The organism is Mycobacterium tuberculosis H37Rv (genome assembly GCF_000195955.2).
GTDB lineage: Bacteria > Actinomycetota > Actinomycetes > Mycobacteriales > Mycobacteriaceae > Mycobacterium > Mycobacterium tuberculosis.
The window spans coordinates 1,965,411-1,981,608 of the sequence record NC_000962.3 but is presented as its reverse complement, the minus strand read 5'-3'; the positions used below and the strand labels follow the sequence as shown (position 1 = coordinate 1,981,608).

Genomic DNA, 16,198 nt, shown 5'->3' with positions numbered 1-16,198 from the left:
GCGGGTAAGCGACCGACGCCATTGGCCTGTCAGGCGGCGGACCCGCTCGCGGCGACCATATTCAGCTCGGGTTGCGCGATGGGAGCCCGGCGGCCCGATAGATCGCGTGGATCGCGCTCATGTTCTCGACCGCGTCCTTGGGCGTCGTCTTGACCGCTTGCCCGCGCAGCACTGCGGCAGCGAAAGCGTCGAGCTGATACGCATGCGAGGGGCGGCAATCGGTGGAAGAGTTGGGGCACAACCGGATTGAGCACGCGCAACTCGCCACGGTCGCCGACCACTCGAGCGCTCACATTCAACAGATCCGACGACCGCATTGAACAGCGGATCCCGCCGGTGTGCCCGCCTGGAAATTTCAGTTCGGCCGTCATGGCCCGATCGACCGCTGGATCGCGTAATTTGGCTTGCGCCGAAACCACTTCCGGCGTGGCCCCACCGAACGTGTGGGCCATGTGGACGGCATAGCAGCCAGCGTCCATGGTCGCGCCACCCGCGACACATCACGTGCTGCCACCACGACGCTCCCGCTGACCGGCTTGATGAGCGCCAACGGCGCTATCCGGGCTATACCCAAGACGCCGATTCGCGGCGGCGCGCATGTCGGCTCAAGGGCCTTTGCGGTTGCCGGGCCCGCGACGTGCGAAGGCCGGAGCATGCTCAGGCCGGACTCCAACTCCCACAAAGTAGGCGGGCACCGCCGAGAGCCATGGCAGCCGTTCGACCAGGCCAAGCAGGGCCGCCGGCGGCGTGGGGTCCCGGCCCTGCAGCAGCGGGCCGAGCAGCCTTCGGTGCAACACCCGCTGCACCGCTTGGGTCACCGCGGTGGGAAATGCGCGACGACGCCGTACCGCTGCCAGGTGGCGGCTGCTGACTCGATGCTCACGCAGCGGTTCGGCCAAGATGGTCGCTGCCGCGACCGCATCTTGGACCGCTAGGTTGATGCCGACTCCCGCCACCGGTGACATCGCGTGCGCCGCGTCGCCGATGCACAGCAGCCCATCAATGTGCCAACGACGCAACCGATTCACCTTGACGTTGAGGTGCTTGACCTCGTCCATGGACGCTAGCGCCGCCACCGATGCCGTCGCTTCGGGCAGCAGTTCGCTGACGTCCCGACGGAATTCCTCGATACCTCGCTCGCGCAACTGAGCGTCGGTTCCCTTGGGCCCGAGGTAGGCGATCTGGAAATAACCTTCGCGTGGGATCACGCCGAGCCCCTTGCCCGGGGAGAATCGCGGCAGGAACGAGAACTCGGCGTCACCTTCACGTGGCAGCTTGAACCACCACACGTCAAAGTTCACCGGGAATTCACGCGCCTTCAGTCCAGCCTCGTGCCGGGCGATCGACCATCGGCCGTCGCACGCCACGGTCAATTCCGCCCGCAATTCACCCGGGCCCTCGGCTCCTTGATAGCGCACCCCCGTAACTTTGCCGCCCTCCCGCAGCAACCCGGTCACCTCGGTTTTCATCCGCAGCGTAAAGCTCGGTTCCGCTTGGGCGGCCTCCGCCAGCAGGTTCAGCAGGTCCCATTGCGGCACCATTGCGACATAGGGGTAGGGCTGATGCAGTCGCTCGAAGTCGATGTAGGTCACCGCGCGACCATTCGAATGCAATGTGGCCGTGCGGACCTCGCTGTAGGGCAAAGCCGCAAAGCGTTCCCACAGCCCAAGCTCGTCGAGTAGCCGCATCGTCGTCGGATGCACCGTGTCGCCACGAAAGTCGCGCAGGAAGTCTCCGTGCTTCTCCAACAGGGTGACCTGCACACCTGCCCGCGCCAACAGCAGGCCCAGAACCATCCCGGCCGGGCCGCCGCCGATGATCGCGCACGTGGTTGTCTCGCCCATTAGCGCCCTAGCATAAGGGGTGACCTGAGGGGCGCCGGACGCGGGAGAATCTAGACGTTCGATCGTGAGGCAATCCACTGCCGGCGTGGTGATCTTGTTGTCATGTCGCGACCTCCTGGCCATTGATGGCATCGTGGCGATCATGCTGGATGACAGCGTCGCGGCCAAAGCCCGCGACTCGACATGGGAGCGAATTCATGACCGACACGATTCAATCGCTCTTGCGCCAGCACGTATCCGATCCAACGATTGCCGTGAAATACGGTGGTCTGCAATGGACTTGGAGTCAGTACCTGGCGGAGTCGGCGGCCCGCGCGGCGGCCCTCATCACAATCGCCGATCCGCAACGTCCGACGCATATCGGCTCTCTGCTGGGGAATACGCCCGAGATGCTGGCCCAGCTGGCTGCGGCCGGGTTGGGCGGCTATGTGCTGTGTGGCCTGAACACAACGCGACGTGGCGATGCACTGGCCGCTGACGTCAGGCGAGCCGATTGCCAGATCGTGGTGACCGATGCCGACCACCGAGCGCTGTTGGACGGTTTAGACCTCGCGGGCGCGCGGATCCTTGATACCTCGACACCGCGGTGGGCTGAATTGGTGGCTGGTGACGGCGCCTTTGTCCCCTATCGAGAAGTCGACACGATGGATCCGTTCATGATGATCTTCACGTCCGGCACCAGCGGAAATCCCAAAGCGGTACCGGTGTCACACCTAATGGCCACGTTCGCCGGGCGTAGCCTCACCGAGCGCTTCGGGCTCACCGAACAGGACACCTGCTATGTATCCATGCCGCTGTTTCACTCCAACGCGGTGGTCGCGGGATGGGCGCCAGCGGTGGTCTCCGGTGCCGCGATCGCGCCGGCGACGTTTTCGGCGACCGGCTTCCTCGACGACGTCCGCCGATACCACGCCACTTATATGAACTACGTCGGCAAGCCGCTCGCCTATATCCTTGCCACCCCCGAACGCGACGACGATGCCGACAATCCGCTGCGGGTGGCTTTCGGCAACGAGGCCAATGACAAAGACATCGAGGAATTCTCACGCCGCTTCGGAGTCCAGGTCGAGGACGGCTTTGGCTCGACCGAGAACGCGGTCATCGTGATCCGCGAACCCGGCACGCCACCGGGCTCGATCGGCCGGGGAGCCCACGGGGTCGCGGTGTACAACGGCGAAACCGTCACCGAGTGCGCCGTCGCGCGGTTCGACGCTCACGGAGCACTCACCAACGCCGATGAAGCCATAGGTGAGTTGGTCAACACGACGGGGTCGGGCTTCTTCACCGGCTACTACAATGACCCCGAAGCCAACGCCGAGCGCATGCGCCACGGCATGTACTGGTCTGGAGACCTCGCATACCGGGACTCTGAAGGCTGGATCTACCTTGCTGGCCGCACCGCCGACTGGATGCGGGTAGACGGCGAGAACCTGACAGCGGCACCAATCGAGCGAATTCTATTACGATACAAGGCTATTAACCGTGTCGCGGTGTATGCCGTCCCGGACGAATACGTCGGCGATCAGGTGATGGCGGCGTTGGTCTTGCGAGCAGGTGACACCTTCGACCCTGACGCGTTCGAAGCATTTCTGGACGCCCAGCCTGACCTATCCACTAAAGCCCGGCCACGATACATCCGCATCGCGGCCGACCTTCCCAGCACCGCCACACACAAGGTGCTCAAGCGCCAGTTGATCGACGAGGGAACCGCGGTCGGCAAAGCGGACACCCTGTGGGTGCGCGAACCACGAGGCAGCGCTTACCACCACGCGTCCGGACCGGCAAAAGCGATATGAAGTACGGAAAGGTCCGCTCCCCCATTACTCGGCCGGCGTTCTCGGGACGCCCGCAACAGCGGTGAGCGCCAGCCCGTCCGCTAGTGTTGCGTGCGGTCAATGAGATTCGACAGCATGACGGGACCCTAAAGCTAGGGAAGGGTGTTGGAATGTTCACCATTGTCGGGGTAATCGTCGCGCTAATCGGTGCGTTCGTGCAGAGCCGGCGTCACCGGCACCGCCCAGCCGCGGACATCCATATGCTGTGGTGGATGGTGCTGATCGTGGGCGTGGTATCGATCATCGGCGCGGGATACCACGTCTTCGACGGCGAGCGGACCGCCGAGTTGATCGGCTATACGCGCGGCGACGGCGGGTTCCAATGGGAGAACGCAATGGGCGACCTGGCAATCGGGGTGGTCGGCCTGATGGCGTACCGCTTCCGCGGGCACTTCTGGCTGGCGACAATCGTGGTGCTCACCATCCAGTACGTCGGAGACGCGGCCGGCCACATCTACTACTGGGTGGTGGAGAACAACACCAACCCATACAACATCGGCGTCCCGCTGTGGACCGACATCCTGCTACCCATCGTCATGTGGGCGCTCTATGCGTGGTCGTGGCACAGCAACGGCGACGCGGTGCCGAAAGGTCAGCCTTAGTCATCGAGCTCGCCGGCGATCCCCCGCTCGATGCCGGCCCGCGTACGGTCCGGCAACACGATGAGTCCGTCGAGTTCGGTGCGCGCCAAACGATATGCGCGCTCGCGTTCCTGGGCCGTCGCGCCGGCGTCGGATGCCACCCGCAGCAGGCTTTGCGCTCTTGCCAGCCGCTGCTGTTCCTCGCGGGAAAAGCCGGTTCTGCGTCTGCGCATCGCCTCGGCCTCCGCGGTGTCGAACGCGGTCACATAGTCCCGAACCGCATCGAGATAGTGGCCCGCGGCGTCCGGGTCGTCGAGAAGATCTTCCGCCCGCAACGGCTTGTGAAAGTCGGCTTGTAGCTTGGCCTTGTGAAATGCCGTCGTGAGCGGGTCCCGCATGTCGGTCATGACCGGGAAGTCGAGCAGCTTGGCGGCGTCGAGCTCGTATTCCAACCAGCGTGCATCCGTTCGCTCGTGCGCCTCGACCGCGCGAGTGATCGCCCGCCACCGCGCTGCGTCGTTTTCGACAGTGGTTGGGCGTGGCATCGCGGGGCTATCCGACGCAAGATCGCCAGACGCCTCCCCTAGCCGCCGCGTGAAGGACGACAGCGCTTTGATGCCGACATATAGCACTCCGATGAGCGGCAGCATCACAACGAGCAACTCGGCTAGCCGAATCAGTAGCCCCACCAGGCCAGGATGCCACCATGGACGGCCCCAGGGTCGGCCGGAGCAGACACCACCCGGCAACCGGCTTCACCGCTTGTCAATCTGACCGGCCGCGACCTGGTCGGCGACGCCGAGGAGGGCGATCTCGGGCGCGTTCGCCGTCAAGCGCGCCGTCCCCGCAGCGCGCGGCCAACCGGCTCCGCGGTGATGCTGTCGAGCTTGCCGGAGGCTGGCAGCACGGCGTTGGCGACCCACACGTCGATCTCACCCGCCCGGCGCCGCGCTCGAGCTGGTCACCGGGCTCGAGTTCCCCCTGCGTGCGTTAGCTCAGAATCAGTCGCACGTCACGGTCGGCGGGTGCGGTCGCGTCGCGCGCCCAAGGCCACCTGTTGAGCCGGTGAGTGAGACAGCCATTCCCGTTAATTCCACCTGGGTTGGGCAGTGAACTGCCGCCTAGCACGCCTTGAGGCGAATCTTCCAGCGCACAAAGCCGACGTAGATAACGCTGAGCGCTACCAGCATGGCCATGTCGAACCACCACGCGCTGGCGGTGTGATGCCAATGCGAATCCTTCGGGGTCAGCGGACCGGGCACCAATTTGATCAGGTCGACCGTAGCGGCCGACGCCGCGAAACCCCATCTCGCCGGTGTGACCCAGGACATCTGGTCAAGGGGAACACGTCCGGTGACCGGAATCATGCCTCCGGAGAACACCAGCTGCGACATGACCGCCACGACCAGCAGGGGCATGATCTGTTCGTTGGACTTGGCGATCGCCGACAGCGCCAATCCGAGCATCGCCGAGGCGACACAGGTCACCGCGACATCAACGAACAGCTCCAGATCTGGCTTGCTCAACGCTACGGCACCCTGAGTCGGACCGCCCTTGCCGACCAGGACGATCACCGTCACAATCGCCGACTGAACCACCGCGAGCACGGTGTAGACACAGACCTTCGCGATCAGGTAGGCGGTAGTGGACAGGCCGACTGCCTGTTCGCGCCGGAAGATGGCTCGCTCACCGATGAGGTCACGAATGGTCAGCGCGGTCCCCATGAAGACCGCACCGACATTCAGCAACACTAGGATCTGGCCGGGCTCGTTGGGCGCGTCACCCATCGGGTTGGGAAACCCGAAGCCCACGTCGCCCGGTACCGACATGGACAGCGCACCCATGATGAACGGCAACAGCGCCAGAAAGACGAAGTAACCTCGGTCGGAAACGATCAATCGCAACTGTCGCCGCGCGATCGTGGAGAACTGCCGAAACAAGCTGGTATGGGCCGGATCGCCCAGTTCGGCGGGTTGCTCGACCGGTGGCGGTGGTGGGGTCGGACCCGTCCGCGCCAGGTAGCGGGCTTTGGCCGCGTCTGGGTCGTCGGCGACGGTGCTGAAGATGTCGGCCCAGTTCGTGGTCCCCATGACCGGACCAATCTGAGTCGGTGGCCCACAGAACGCGGTCTTGCCGCCGGGGGCCAACAGCAGAACCTGGTCACAGACGTCCAGGTAGGTCAGTGAGTGGGTAACCACGAGCACCACCCGACCGGCGTCGGCCAACTGCCGCAGCATGGTCATGACCTGCCGGTCCAGCGCAGGATCTAGGCCGGATGTCGGCTCGTCGAGGATCAGCAGTGACGGCCCGGTCAACAGCTCAAGCGCCACCGACGCCCGCTTGCGTTGACCACCCGACAGCTTGTCGACCCTGGTGTCGATGTGCTTGGACATCTCGAGTTCTTCGAGCACCCGGGCAACTACCTGGGTGCGGTCATCTTTGGTGGTGTCCGGCGGCAGCCGTAGTTCGGCGGCATACATCAGCGCGTGTTTCACGGTCAGCTGACCGTGCACCACGTCGTCCTGTGGCACCATGCCGATCCTGCTGCGCAGCGAGGCATATTCGGCGTGAACGTTGTGGCCCTCGAACGTCACCGTGCCATCCGTCGGGTGCGTATACCCAGCCACCAACCGGGCAAGTGTCGACTTGCCAGCGCCCGACGGACCGATGACGGCGGTGAGCATACCGGGGCGCGCCGTCAACGAGATGCCGTCCAGCAGTGTCTTGTCGCCATCGATGGTCCAGGTCACCCCGCGCACGTCGAGGCCGCCGACGCGGGTCTCCAGCAGGTTCTCTTCACGGCGCGCCAGGGTGCCGTCGGCGAAGACGAGGTCGATGTTGCCGATGGTCACGACGTCGCCGTCGTGCAGCAGCGCCGCGTCGACCCGGGCGCCGTTGACGAAGGTGCCATTGATGCTGCGGTTGTCCCGAATCTCCGTGCCGCCAGGCGTCGGGACCAGGGTGGCGTGGTGACGTGAGGCCAACACCTCGGGAATGACGATGTCGTTGTCGTTCGCCCGGCCGATCCTGACGGCACCGGGCGGCAACTCCCCCGTCAACCTGCCTGGCCGCAGGATCTTCATCATCGATGTCGCGAGGTTTCCCGCCTCAGTTCCGCCGCGGGCACCCGCCGGCGGCGGTGCGGCCGTGGGTGGCCGGTAAATCTGCGGCGCCCGTTGCGGTCCGCTGGGTGGCCACAACTGTTGCCCACCGGTGGGGTATCGCGGCTGTGGTCCCGATGGCGGAGCGGCGGGTATCCGGGTGGTGGCCGGTGGAAGCTGTTGTAGCTGGCCGGAGCCGAGCGTGCCGGTCTGCGGCGGGCCGTCGGTGGGCCACGCTCCCGCGGACAGGTTGGGCAGGCGTATCGACGTCGTCTGGGGTGGTCGCCCGGCCGAACCCCGGTGGCGGCCCACTTCGAAGTCCAGCGCCGGACCGTCGGGGTTTCCGATATGGACTCGCTGGGCATCGTAGATGTCCACGACTGGCACCCGACGGTTATTGAGGTAGAGCCCATTGAGGCTGCCATTGTCAATGGCGACCCAGCGACCCTGGTCGAATCGCAGCAGCAGGTGTGCCCGGGAGATCAGGGGGTGTGCGACGCGGACATCCGCGCGCAGGTCACGCCCGACGACGACATCGTGTCCTGCGGCGAACGTGCGCTCCGATCCCTCATACCGCACGGTCAACACGGGCGGGGCGGCTGGTTGGCTCATCGGCACCAACTGTATCGGGACCGCAGCCGACGCCGGGGCGGGTGCACCCGGTCAGGCAAGCCGACCATCACGGCCAGCCGTTGCTTCTGCGAATCTCCTCGCGACATTCCCGTCGGGTCTGGCCGGTCTGCTGCATGCACACTCGAATCGGCGATTCCTGCTCGATGGGCAGCGGCGCCTCCGTCGGGTCAGCAGTGGCGGTCACAGTCGGACTGGCCACGGTGTCCTCGGTCAGCGACCAGATGGTGGTGTTGGTGCCTTGCAGCGTCGAGCAGTAGGCCGTCGCCCCGGTCTTGGTGGTGCCGGTGCTGCCGAGCGGGAAGCAGAGGGCGCCGATGGCGACAACCGCAGCGGTCGGCGATGCAGTCGCGGTGTCGGCGGCGCCAGTCGTGGTCGGGGTCGTGGGGGCCGGGCGCGTTGTGCTCGCGGGGGCTACCGAAGTGGTCGTGCCGGCCGATGTGGTGGTCCGCGTCCGCGCAGGCTGCGCTGCACGCTCGTCGTCAGCACGCTGGAACTCCCGCACGGCGACCGCGACGGCCATCACCAGCAGCATCGCCAGCACCGCGGGGACGATGACGGCGGTCCGCAGCAGCGAGCGTTTCGCGGGCGCGGCCACGGCGACCGGTTGCGACACCCGCGTGTCGTCAGGATCACCCGCGCCGCCCAGACGATGGCCGAGTGCGCGCGCGAAGTCGACACACCGCTGGTAACGGTCCTTGGGTTGCTTGGCCAGCGCTTTGGCGAAGACCGGGTCCAGCGGTGTCAGCTCGGGAACCCGATCGCCGATCGCCGGGGGTGACGCGCTGAGATGCTGGCTGATCACCACGGCGGGGTTGGCGTGCTGAAAGGGCGGGGAGCCGGTCAGCAAGTGAAACGCCGTCGCGGCTAGTGCGTATTGGTCGGCCCGTCCATCGAGCTCGTTGCCCATAAGCTGTTCCGGAGCCGCGTATGACACGGTGCCCACAGTCATGTTTGTGGCGGTCAATCCGCTTGGATCATCGACCCAGCCGGCGATCCCGAAGTCGGCCAACATGATTCGACGATCAGGTGAATCAGGATTGGCGATCAGGATGTTGGCGGGTTTGACGTCGCGGTGCAACAGCCGACGTTCGTGGGCATAGTCGAGCGCTTCGGCCACCGCAGTGATGATCTCGGTGACCTCGGGGCCGGGCATCCCGTTCGGATAACGATCCCTGAGAAGGGATACGGTGTCGGTGCCGTCGACGAAGTCCATGTCGATCCAGAGCTGGCCGTCGAACTCGCCGCGGTCGTGGACGGCGACGATGTGTGGATGCCACAGCGACGCCGCGGCATCGGCTTCGCGGTTGAACCGTGCCCGGTATTCGCCGTCGGCTGACACATCGGCCCGCAGTACCTTGAGCGCGTCCTGGCGGGGCAGTCTGGGATGCCGGGCCAGGTACACCTCGCCCATCCCGCCGGATCCCAACTGCCGGACGATGGTGAAGCCGGCGAACGTCGAACCTTCCGCGAGCGGCATGGCGGCATCGTAGCCCGCCAGGAGGGCAGGGCTTGCGACACTCGACGAGAATCGTGGAACTCCGCACGCGACAAGTGACTCTCCGGTAGTTTGCCAGCGTTGGGGCCGCGAACCGACCCTCGCAAGCAAGCGTAAGGAGGTCTGGCATGACCCGCAGCTACCGGCCAGCTCCACCGATCGAGCGGGTGGTTTTGCTCAACGACCGCGGCGACGCGACAGGTGTGGCCGACAAGGCCACCGTGCACACCGGCGACACCCCTTTGCACCTCGCGTTCTCCAGCTATGTGTTCGATCTGCACGATCAGCTGTTGATCACGCGGCGGGCCGCCACCAAGAGGACGTGGCCGGCGGTATGGACCAACAGTTGCTGCGGGCACCCCCTGCCTGGCGAATCGCTACCCGGCGCCATACGCCGGCGGCTCGCTGCCGAACTCGGACTGACCCCAGATCGGGTCGATCTGATCCTGCCGGGGTTCCGCTACCGGGCCGCTATGGCCGATGGCACCGTGGAAAACGAGATCTGCCCCGTCTACCGAGTCCAGGTTGACCAACAGCCCCGGCCGAACTCGGACGAGGTCGACGCGATCCGCTGGTTGTCCTGGGAACAATTCGTGCGCGATGTTACCGCCGGCGTAATCGCCCCGGTATCCCCTTGGTGCCGCTCACAACTGGGCTACCTGACCAAACTTGGACCATGTCCGGCACAGTGGCCCGTGGCCGACGACTGCCGGCTACCGAAAGCCGCACATGGTAATTAACCGCTCGATCGCCAGCATCGACAGCATCGCCGTCGCGGGATCGGCCGCGACCACGGGCGCCGTCGCAGTCGCCGGCTCGGTGGCGACCGCGGGCAGCGTCGCAGTCGCCGGCTCGGTCGCGACCGCGGGCAGCGTCGCGATAGCCGGGGCGGCAGCCACGGCGGGCAGCGTCGGGATAATCGGCAGTCTGCTGACCGTATTGTGCGTGGCTGTCCGGCAGTGTGTGGCATGCCTAGCATGCATCACCTGCACCCGGTGCGTGGCCTGTATCGGCTGCGTGCGCTGCACCGACTGTGTGGGGTGTTTGTGGTGCGTGAATTGTTCGGGACTGCGGAATGTGGTCGGCGCCCGAAATCTTCGGGTTGGCAACCTGGGCCGGGTTTCGAATTAACGGCCACGTTCTGAGTCACCGGCCCTACAGTGGATCGGTGAACGACCCACCCGGTCTGCAACTCAACCGCAGGATATTTGTGGGCGCCTGTCGTTGGCATAGTAGCTGCCGCCCTCGGGACCATCGCCGAATCTGACCGCACCGTCCGCGACGCAAGCCACACCGCGGTGGTACCTGCCGACATCAACGGCGAGCATCGTGAATTCACCGTCACAACCGCGCACCGCTGCGGACATGCTGCGAGAGCAAGCGGAATTGTCCGGGACGAGGCCACACCACCCGCGCTACCCGATCAGCCTCGCGAGCCAGCTCGGATCCTGATAGTTCACGACCATGCTGCCGTCCCACACGAACGGCGTACCGCTGGCATTGAAGCCGGCCAGCGTCTCGCTGGCGTTTGTGGCCTTCGTTTGGGCGGTGCCCAGATCAGCTCCTGACTTGATACAGCTGATCGCCGTGGGCTCGGCGCCGACTGTTTGAGCAAGATGTGCCAGTTCGGCATCGGTGCGATCCGATGCGGCGTTCTCTTGCGGCTGAAAGTCGCTGCCGAATAGGGCGGAGTAGAAGCTGGCGTAGAGTTTCGGGTCGTTTTGCCCCGCTACACAGTACGAGGCGGCCACCGCTCGCGTCGAATAGTTCTTGCTGTGCGACTGGTCGTCGAGGAAGTTGAGCAGGTGGTAGCGCACCGCCAGCTGCTTGTCGGCCACCGCGGTATCGATATCGCTCGCATACGACCTGATGAAACTGCCGCAGGGTGGACAGATGGGTTCGTTGAAAATGTCGATCGTTGTCGGCGCCACCGAGCTACCCACAAAGACACCGTCGTTGAGAACGCGGAGCTCGACCGCATCTGCGGGCGGCGGTGGCGGCGGTGCCGACGTGCGGGGTCCAGATGACCGCCACGGATGGGCAAGCGCGATACCCAGGCCGCCCGCCAGCGCCACCACGACGGCGACGGCAACACCAACCCACAACCAGGGCTGGCGGGCTGACCGGGGCAGCGGAGACGACGGTGGCCCCCATGGCGGCGCCCCGCCAGCCCATGGCGTCGGCTGCGGCCACCGGGTACCCGGTGACACCGGGTGAGTCGATGGCACCGGCAGCTTGGCCACCTGGCTGCGCCGCAAGATGTCGGTGGCACGATCCTGATCCGCGGTGGCCAGGGCTGCGTGCGCCGCCGCTGACAGATCACCGCAGGTGACATAGCGGTCCTCCGGATTTTTGGCCATGCCACGGGCGATCACCGCATCGAAGGCGACCGGAATACCCGGCCGTACCGTGCTGGGCCGCGGGATCGCCTGGTTGATGTGCGCGCCCATCACGCTGAGCTGGTCTCCCTGATACGGCGGTGATCCGGTCAAGCACTCATACAACACGCAGGTCAACGCATAAATGTCGGCGCGGTAAGTTGCGTGCGACTCGCTGAACCGCTCTGGCGCCATGTAGTAGAGGGTGCCCACCGTGTTGCCGAGCTGGGTCAGCTTTTCGTCGGTGGTGGCGCTGGCGATCCCGAAATCGACAAGATAGGCGAAGTCATCCGCGCTAACCAGAATGTTCTCCGGTTTGACGTCGCGATGCGTTGCCCCGGCAGCGTGCGCGGCGTCGAGCGCCGAGCCGATCTGGCGCACGATCGCGACCGCTCGCGGTGGGGCCAGCGGCCCCTGGCGTCTCAGCATCGCGGCCAGATCCACGCCGTTGATCAGGCGCATGTCCACGTAGAGCTGCCCGTCGATCTCACCGAAGTCGTGAATCGGCACGACGTGCGGTTCCTGCAGGCGCCCCGCGGTGCGGGCCTCGCGCTGCATACGCGTGCGGAAGACCGGATCGCTGGAGAGCGTCTCCGACATCAGCTTTAGTGCCACGATCCGCTCGCGCACCGTGTCTTCGGCCTCATAGACGTCGCCCATGCCGCCGCGACCCACCAACCGCCGCAACCGATACGGCCCGAACTGCGTACCCTCCCGCGATTCCGCGGTGCCATCCATCGCCCGACTCCTCACCCCGCCAACCGCGGTGGTGTGACAGGCATAAGGCTAATGGTTTCAGCAACCGCGAGGTGCGGCGACTTCCGGCGAAACCTAATCGGTCTCGACCCGGATGTCGGTCAGCAGGATCGATACCAGAGTTGGGAAGGGCAGTGAGCGATTCCCCGGGCCGATCGGGTGGACCCACCGGCAAGTCGGGAATACAAACCCGTCGACATCCACGGGGTCGGCGCAATAATGAGCTGCCCGTGCCCAGTGGCCAACGACCTCCGGGACGTAGTCGTGGCGGCGCAAGAGACCGCTGGCATCGACGTAAAAGGTCTGGCGAGGCGAGTGGGTGTCGATATCCGGCGGGAAGCTCACAATCAGGCGCCGCCAGGTCTCGCCCTCCTGCTGCCAGGGCGCTCCCTCCTCGACCGCCACGCCTTCGCGCGTCAACAGGTACGGCGTGGTGAGGTAGTTCCACATCGCGTAACCGGCGAAATAGACCGAGTCCAGCGGGTCCCACCGGATGTTCCGGCGCAGGCCCGAGCGTCCGAAGAACGCCGCTCGCGGGTGCGCGCGCGAGCTGATGACCGCGCCATCGTGGCTTTCGATCCGCACCTGCCCGCTCTCGAAGACTCCGCGGTACCCGTCACGCGGGAACGGATCCAAGACCGTCCGGGCCTGTTGGACATGCACCGTGATGCGGTAGTCCGCGAAGCGGTTGCCCGGCACCCGGGTTCGAAGCAACAGCCCTCCCGTGCGTACCCGCCCATGAACCGTTTCCGCGGCGCGCCATCGCTGCAGCCCGCCGTGGGCGTCCAACACCCCATCCAGCAGGGCGCTCATCGCCGGCTCAGCCGGCGAGAACCGCGCGAATATCGATACATGCGAAATCGTCACCCTTATAGAGGAGAGGCTGGCCGCTGACCTTGGGTTCACGTCCCCCCGGTTCCCCGAAGCGTGTTTCGATCACGGTCGCCATCTCCGGATATGACGCCGTCGACATCAGCCAAACGTGGTCTGCTGCCACGGCTATCTCGAACCGTTGCGCCTCGGGTTCATCGTTGAGCATCGCGACCAGCGCAGAGGTATCGATCACCATCAGGCGGGCAACCCGCGCTCGTCGTAGCCGAGAATCGTGTCCGCGGCTCGGGTGTCGAGCACCGGTAAGGCCGCGCAGCGCCGGCCAATGGCGGCCAACTCCTCGCGTAGCGAAATGGATCTGGTGCGCCCGGTCCGGCGGGCCAGTTGCTCCCGCACTGCAACTACGACCGCTTGTGTCAAAGTCTCGCCCATTCGAGCCGCCAATTCCATGGTCAGGATTCTATAAAGATTGGGCGGGTTCTAGACCGACTCTAGCTAAGCGGCCAGCCGTCGGACAATGATTCCCACGATGACATCGGCCGGCTGGGCACCAGGGGTGGTGCAGTTCCGCGAATACCAACGGCGTTGGCTGCGCGGCGATGTCCTCGCCGGCCTGACCGTGGCCGCCTATCTGATCCCGCAAGCGATGGCGTATGCGACCGTGGCGGGCCTACCGCCGGCAGCCGGGCTGTGGGCGTCGATCGCGCCGCTTGCCATTTACGCACTGCTCGGATCGTCCCGGCAGCTTTCAATCGGCCCGGAATCCGCCACCGCCTTGATGACGGCGGCCGTGCTCGCTCCGATGGCCGCCGGGGATCTTCGACGCTATGCCGTTCTGGCGGCAACCCTCGGATTGCTAGTCGGCCTTATCTGCCTACTCGCTGGCACGGCGCGACTAGGTTTCCTCGCCAGCCTGCGATCGCGGCCGGTGCTCGTCGGATACATGGCCGGCATCGCGCTTGTCATGATCTCCAGCCAACTCGGCACTATCACCGGCACCTCGGTCGAAGGCAACGAATTCTTCAGCGAAGTACACTCTTTCGCGACTAGCGTCACGCGAGTTCACTGGCCGACTTTTGTGTTAGCCATGTCTGTCCTAGCGCTGCTAACTATGCTCACGCGGTGGGCGCCGCGCGCCCCCGGACCGATCATCGCGGTTCTTGCGGCCACGATGCTAGTGGCCGTTATGTCCTTGGATGCCAAAGGTATTGCGATTGTGGGTCGGATACCTTCCGGTCTGCCGACGCCGGGTGTGCCGCCCGTTTCGGTGGAAGACTTGCGGGCACTGATCATTCCGGCTGCCGGGATCGCGATTGTTACCTTCACCGACGGTGTGTTGACCGCACGCGCCTTCGCCGCTCGTCGAGGTCAGGAAGTCAATGCCAACGCCGAGCTGCGCGCGGTCGGGGCCTGCAACATCGCCGCCGGGCTGACACACGGTTTTCCGGTGAGTTCCAGCAGCAGCCGTACCGCCCTCGCCGACGTCGTCGGTGGCCGCACCCAGCTGTACTCGCTGATCGCGTTGGGGCTTGTTGTCATCGTGATGGTTTTCGCGAGTGGGCTGCTGGCCATGTTTCCGATCGCCGCTCTGGGCGCTTTGGTGGTATATGCCGCGCTACGCTTGATCGACTTGTCAGAATTCCGGCGACTGGCGCGGTTTCGGCGCAGCGAACTCATGCTGGCACTAGCCACCACAGCAGCCGTGTTAGGCCTAGGAGTGTTCTATGGAGTCCTCGCCGCGGTTGCCCTGTCCATCCTCGAACTGCTTCGTCGGGTCGCACATCCGCATGACAGCGTTCTCGGGTTCGTGCCGGGCATTGCCGGCATGCACGACATCGATGACTATCCGCAGGCCAAGCGCGTGCCCGGGCTGGTGGTGTATCGCTATGACGCGCCGTTGTGCTTCGCCAATGCCGAAGACTTCCGCAGGCGAGCACTGACCGTGGTCGATCAGGATCCGGGGCAAGTCGAGTGGTTCGTACTCAACGCCGAATCCAATGTGGAGGTCGACCTGACTGCGCTGGATGCGCTCGACCAACTCCGCACCGAGCTGCTGCGTCGGGGAATAGTGTTCGCCATGGCCCGGGTCAAACAAGACTTGCGTGAATCACTCAGGGCCGCCAGTCTTCTCGATAAGATTGGCGAAGACCATATCTTTATGACATTGCCTACCGCAGTGCAGGCGTTCCGTCGGCGCTAACGCGCCGGCACCCTCAATACAACAATCGCGCCGGCTGATGGGTAACAGCTTCGATGTCGTGGGTCGACACCTTCAACATTCGCTTCCCCAAGTCGGACAAGGCTCGGGCGACCGAGAGTTCATCGCCGATCTCGGGGACGTTGCGGTCGGCCGGATTGAGCCTTGCCAGGCCAACACCCACCAATTCCTTTTCCCGCCAACGCAGCCGTGCCTTCGCCCGAGTCAATCCTTCGTGTTCGTCGATCGATATGTCGACGGTCCAGTGCTGCAGCACGTGATCCGACTGGTCGCCGCACATGATGTTGCTCCCCTTTCCAGTGGCGACCAGGCTCAGCTCGCTGGTCATAATGCATCCTTGCGATTGGGGTGTAACCTCCACAGACAAATCCGACCACCGCGCCGGAGCCCTCCGATAGGGCCTGAAGTCCCGGCCACTGGGGTCATTCGTCCGCCAGGGGCGAAAGGTCTGCCACATTGGGGACTTCCGGCCCTAACTGAGCCGGCGCCATCGAAGCCAGGGTTAGCGCATGGCTGTCCGGGCGGG

General features: G+C 65.1%; 15 protein-coding genes. 5 read left to right on the top strand and 10 right to left on the bottom strand.

Features of this window, described 5'->3' with window-relative positions; translation table 11 throughout:
- Positions 1-29 precede the first annotated feature (29 nt).
- Together Rv1752 and Rv1751 are read right to left on the bottom strand one after the other, a co-directional pair.
- Positions 30-479 (bottom strand): hypothetical protein, encoded by a 450-nt coding sequence (locus tag Rv1752; RefSeq protein ID NP_216268.1) that lies wholly within the window; start codon positions 477-479, stop codon positions 30-32.
- Between the two features lie 126 nt (positions 480-605).
- Positions 606-1,988, bottom strand: a complete 1,383-nt coding sequence (locus Rv1751; protein NP_216267.1) for an oxidoreductase — start codon at positions 1,986-1,988, stop codon at positions 606-608.
- A gap of 53 nt (positions 1,989-2,041) precedes the next feature.
- Here Rv1751 and fadD1 point away from each other — a divergent pair, with 53 nt between their 5' ends.
- A complete protein-coding gene (gene fadD1, locus Rv1750c) occupies positions 2,042-3,640 on the top strand; it encodes a fatty-acid--CoA ligase FadD1 (protein NP_216266.1) in 1,599 nt (532 codons plus the stop codon).
- 83 nt (positions 3,641-3,723) lie between these two features.
- On the top strand, positions 3,724-4,281 hold the full coding sequence (locus tag Rv1749c; RefSeq protein ID NP_216265.1) for an integral membrane protein: 558 nt from the start codon (positions 3,724-3,726) through the stop codon (positions 4,279-4,281).
- Here Rv1749c and Rv1748 read toward each other — a convergent pair.
- The 3 genes from Rv1748 to pknF all read right to left on the bottom strand — a co-directional run bounded on the left by Rv1748 (position 4,278) and on the right by pknF (position 9,471).
- Positions 4,278-5,009 carry a hypothetical protein gene (locus Rv1748; protein NP_216264.1) on the bottom strand — a complete coding sequence of 244 codons (732 nt, stop codon included), beginning with the start codon at positions 5,007-5,009 and terminating at the stop codon, positions 4,278-4,280. The genes Rv1749c and Rv1748 overlap by 4 nt on opposite strands.
- 372 nt (positions 5,010-5,381) lie before the next feature.
- A complete protein-coding gene (locus Rv1747) occupies positions 5,382-7,979 on the bottom strand; it encodes an ABC transporter ATP-binding protein/permease (RefSeq protein NP_216263.1) in 2,598 nt (865 codons plus the stop codon).
- A gap of 61 nt (positions 7,980-8,040) precedes the next feature.
- Complete coding sequence (gene pknF / locus Rv1746; RefSeq protein ID NP_216262.1) at positions 8,041-9,471, bottom strand: serine/threonine-protein kinase PknF; 1,431 nt, start codon at positions 9,469-9,471, stop codon at positions 8,041-8,043.
- 146 nt (positions 9,472-9,617) lie between these two features.
- Between pknF and idi the strand changes: the two genes are divergently transcribed.
- Complete coding sequence (gene idi / locus Rv1745c; protein ID NP_216261.1) at positions 9,618-10,229, top strand: isopentenyl-diphosphate delta-isomerase; 612 nt, start codon at positions 9,618-9,620, stop codon at positions 10,227-10,229.
- Positions 10,219-10,620 carry a membrane protein gene (locus tag Rv1744c; protein ID NP_216260.1) on the top strand — a complete coding sequence of 134 codons (402 nt, stop codon included), beginning with the start codon at positions 10,219-10,221 and terminating at the stop codon, positions 10,618-10,620. Before idi ends, Rv1744c begins: the two co-directional genes overlap by 11 nt.
- A 284-nt stretch (positions 10,621-10,904) precedes the next feature.
- On the opposite strand, the gene pknE is transcribed toward Rv1744c, so the two are convergent.
- From pknE to vapB34, 4 genes are all read right to left on the bottom strand, one after another.
- The gene (gene pknE, locus Rv1743; RefSeq protein ID NP_216259.1) at positions 10,905-12,605 is read right to left on the bottom strand and encodes a serine/threonine-protein kinase PknE; all 1,701 of its coding nucleotides are present in this window, start codon (positions 12,603-12,605) and stop codon (positions 10,905-10,907) included.
- Between the two features lie 93 nt (positions 12,606-12,698).
- A complete protein-coding gene (locus Rv1742; protein NP_216258.1) occupies positions 12,699-13,436 on the bottom strand; it encodes a hypothetical protein in 738 nt (245 codons plus the stop codon).
- A gap of 7 nt (positions 13,437-13,443) precedes the next feature.
- Positions 13,444-13,692, bottom strand: a complete 249-nt coding sequence (vapC34, locus tag Rv1741; protein NP_216257.1) for a ribonuclease VapC34 — start codon at positions 13,690-13,692, stop codon at positions 13,444-13,446.
- On the bottom strand, positions 13,692-13,904 hold the full coding sequence (gene vapB34 / locus Rv1740; protein ID NP_216256.1) for an antitoxin VapB34: 213 nt from the start codon (positions 13,902-13,904) through the stop codon (positions 13,692-13,694). Before vapB34 ends, vapC34 begins: the two co-directional genes overlap by 1 nt.
- Before the next feature lie 67 nt (positions 13,905-13,971).
- Between vapB34 and Rv1739c the strand changes: the two genes are divergently transcribed.
- A complete protein-coding gene (locus Rv1739c) occupies positions 13,972-15,654 on the top strand; it encodes a sulfate ABC transporter permease (RefSeq protein ID NP_216255.1) in 1,683 nt (560 codons plus the stop codon).
- Between the two features lie 13 nt (positions 15,655-15,667).
- Here Rv1739c and Rv1738 read toward each other — a convergent pair whose 3' ends face one another.
- Positions 15,668-15,952 carry a hypothetical protein gene (locus tag Rv1738; protein NP_216254.1) on the bottom strand — a complete coding sequence of 95 codons (285 nt, stop codon included), beginning with the start codon at positions 15,950-15,952 and terminating at the stop codon, positions 15,668-15,670.
- Positions 15,953-16,198 lie beyond the last annotated feature (246 nt).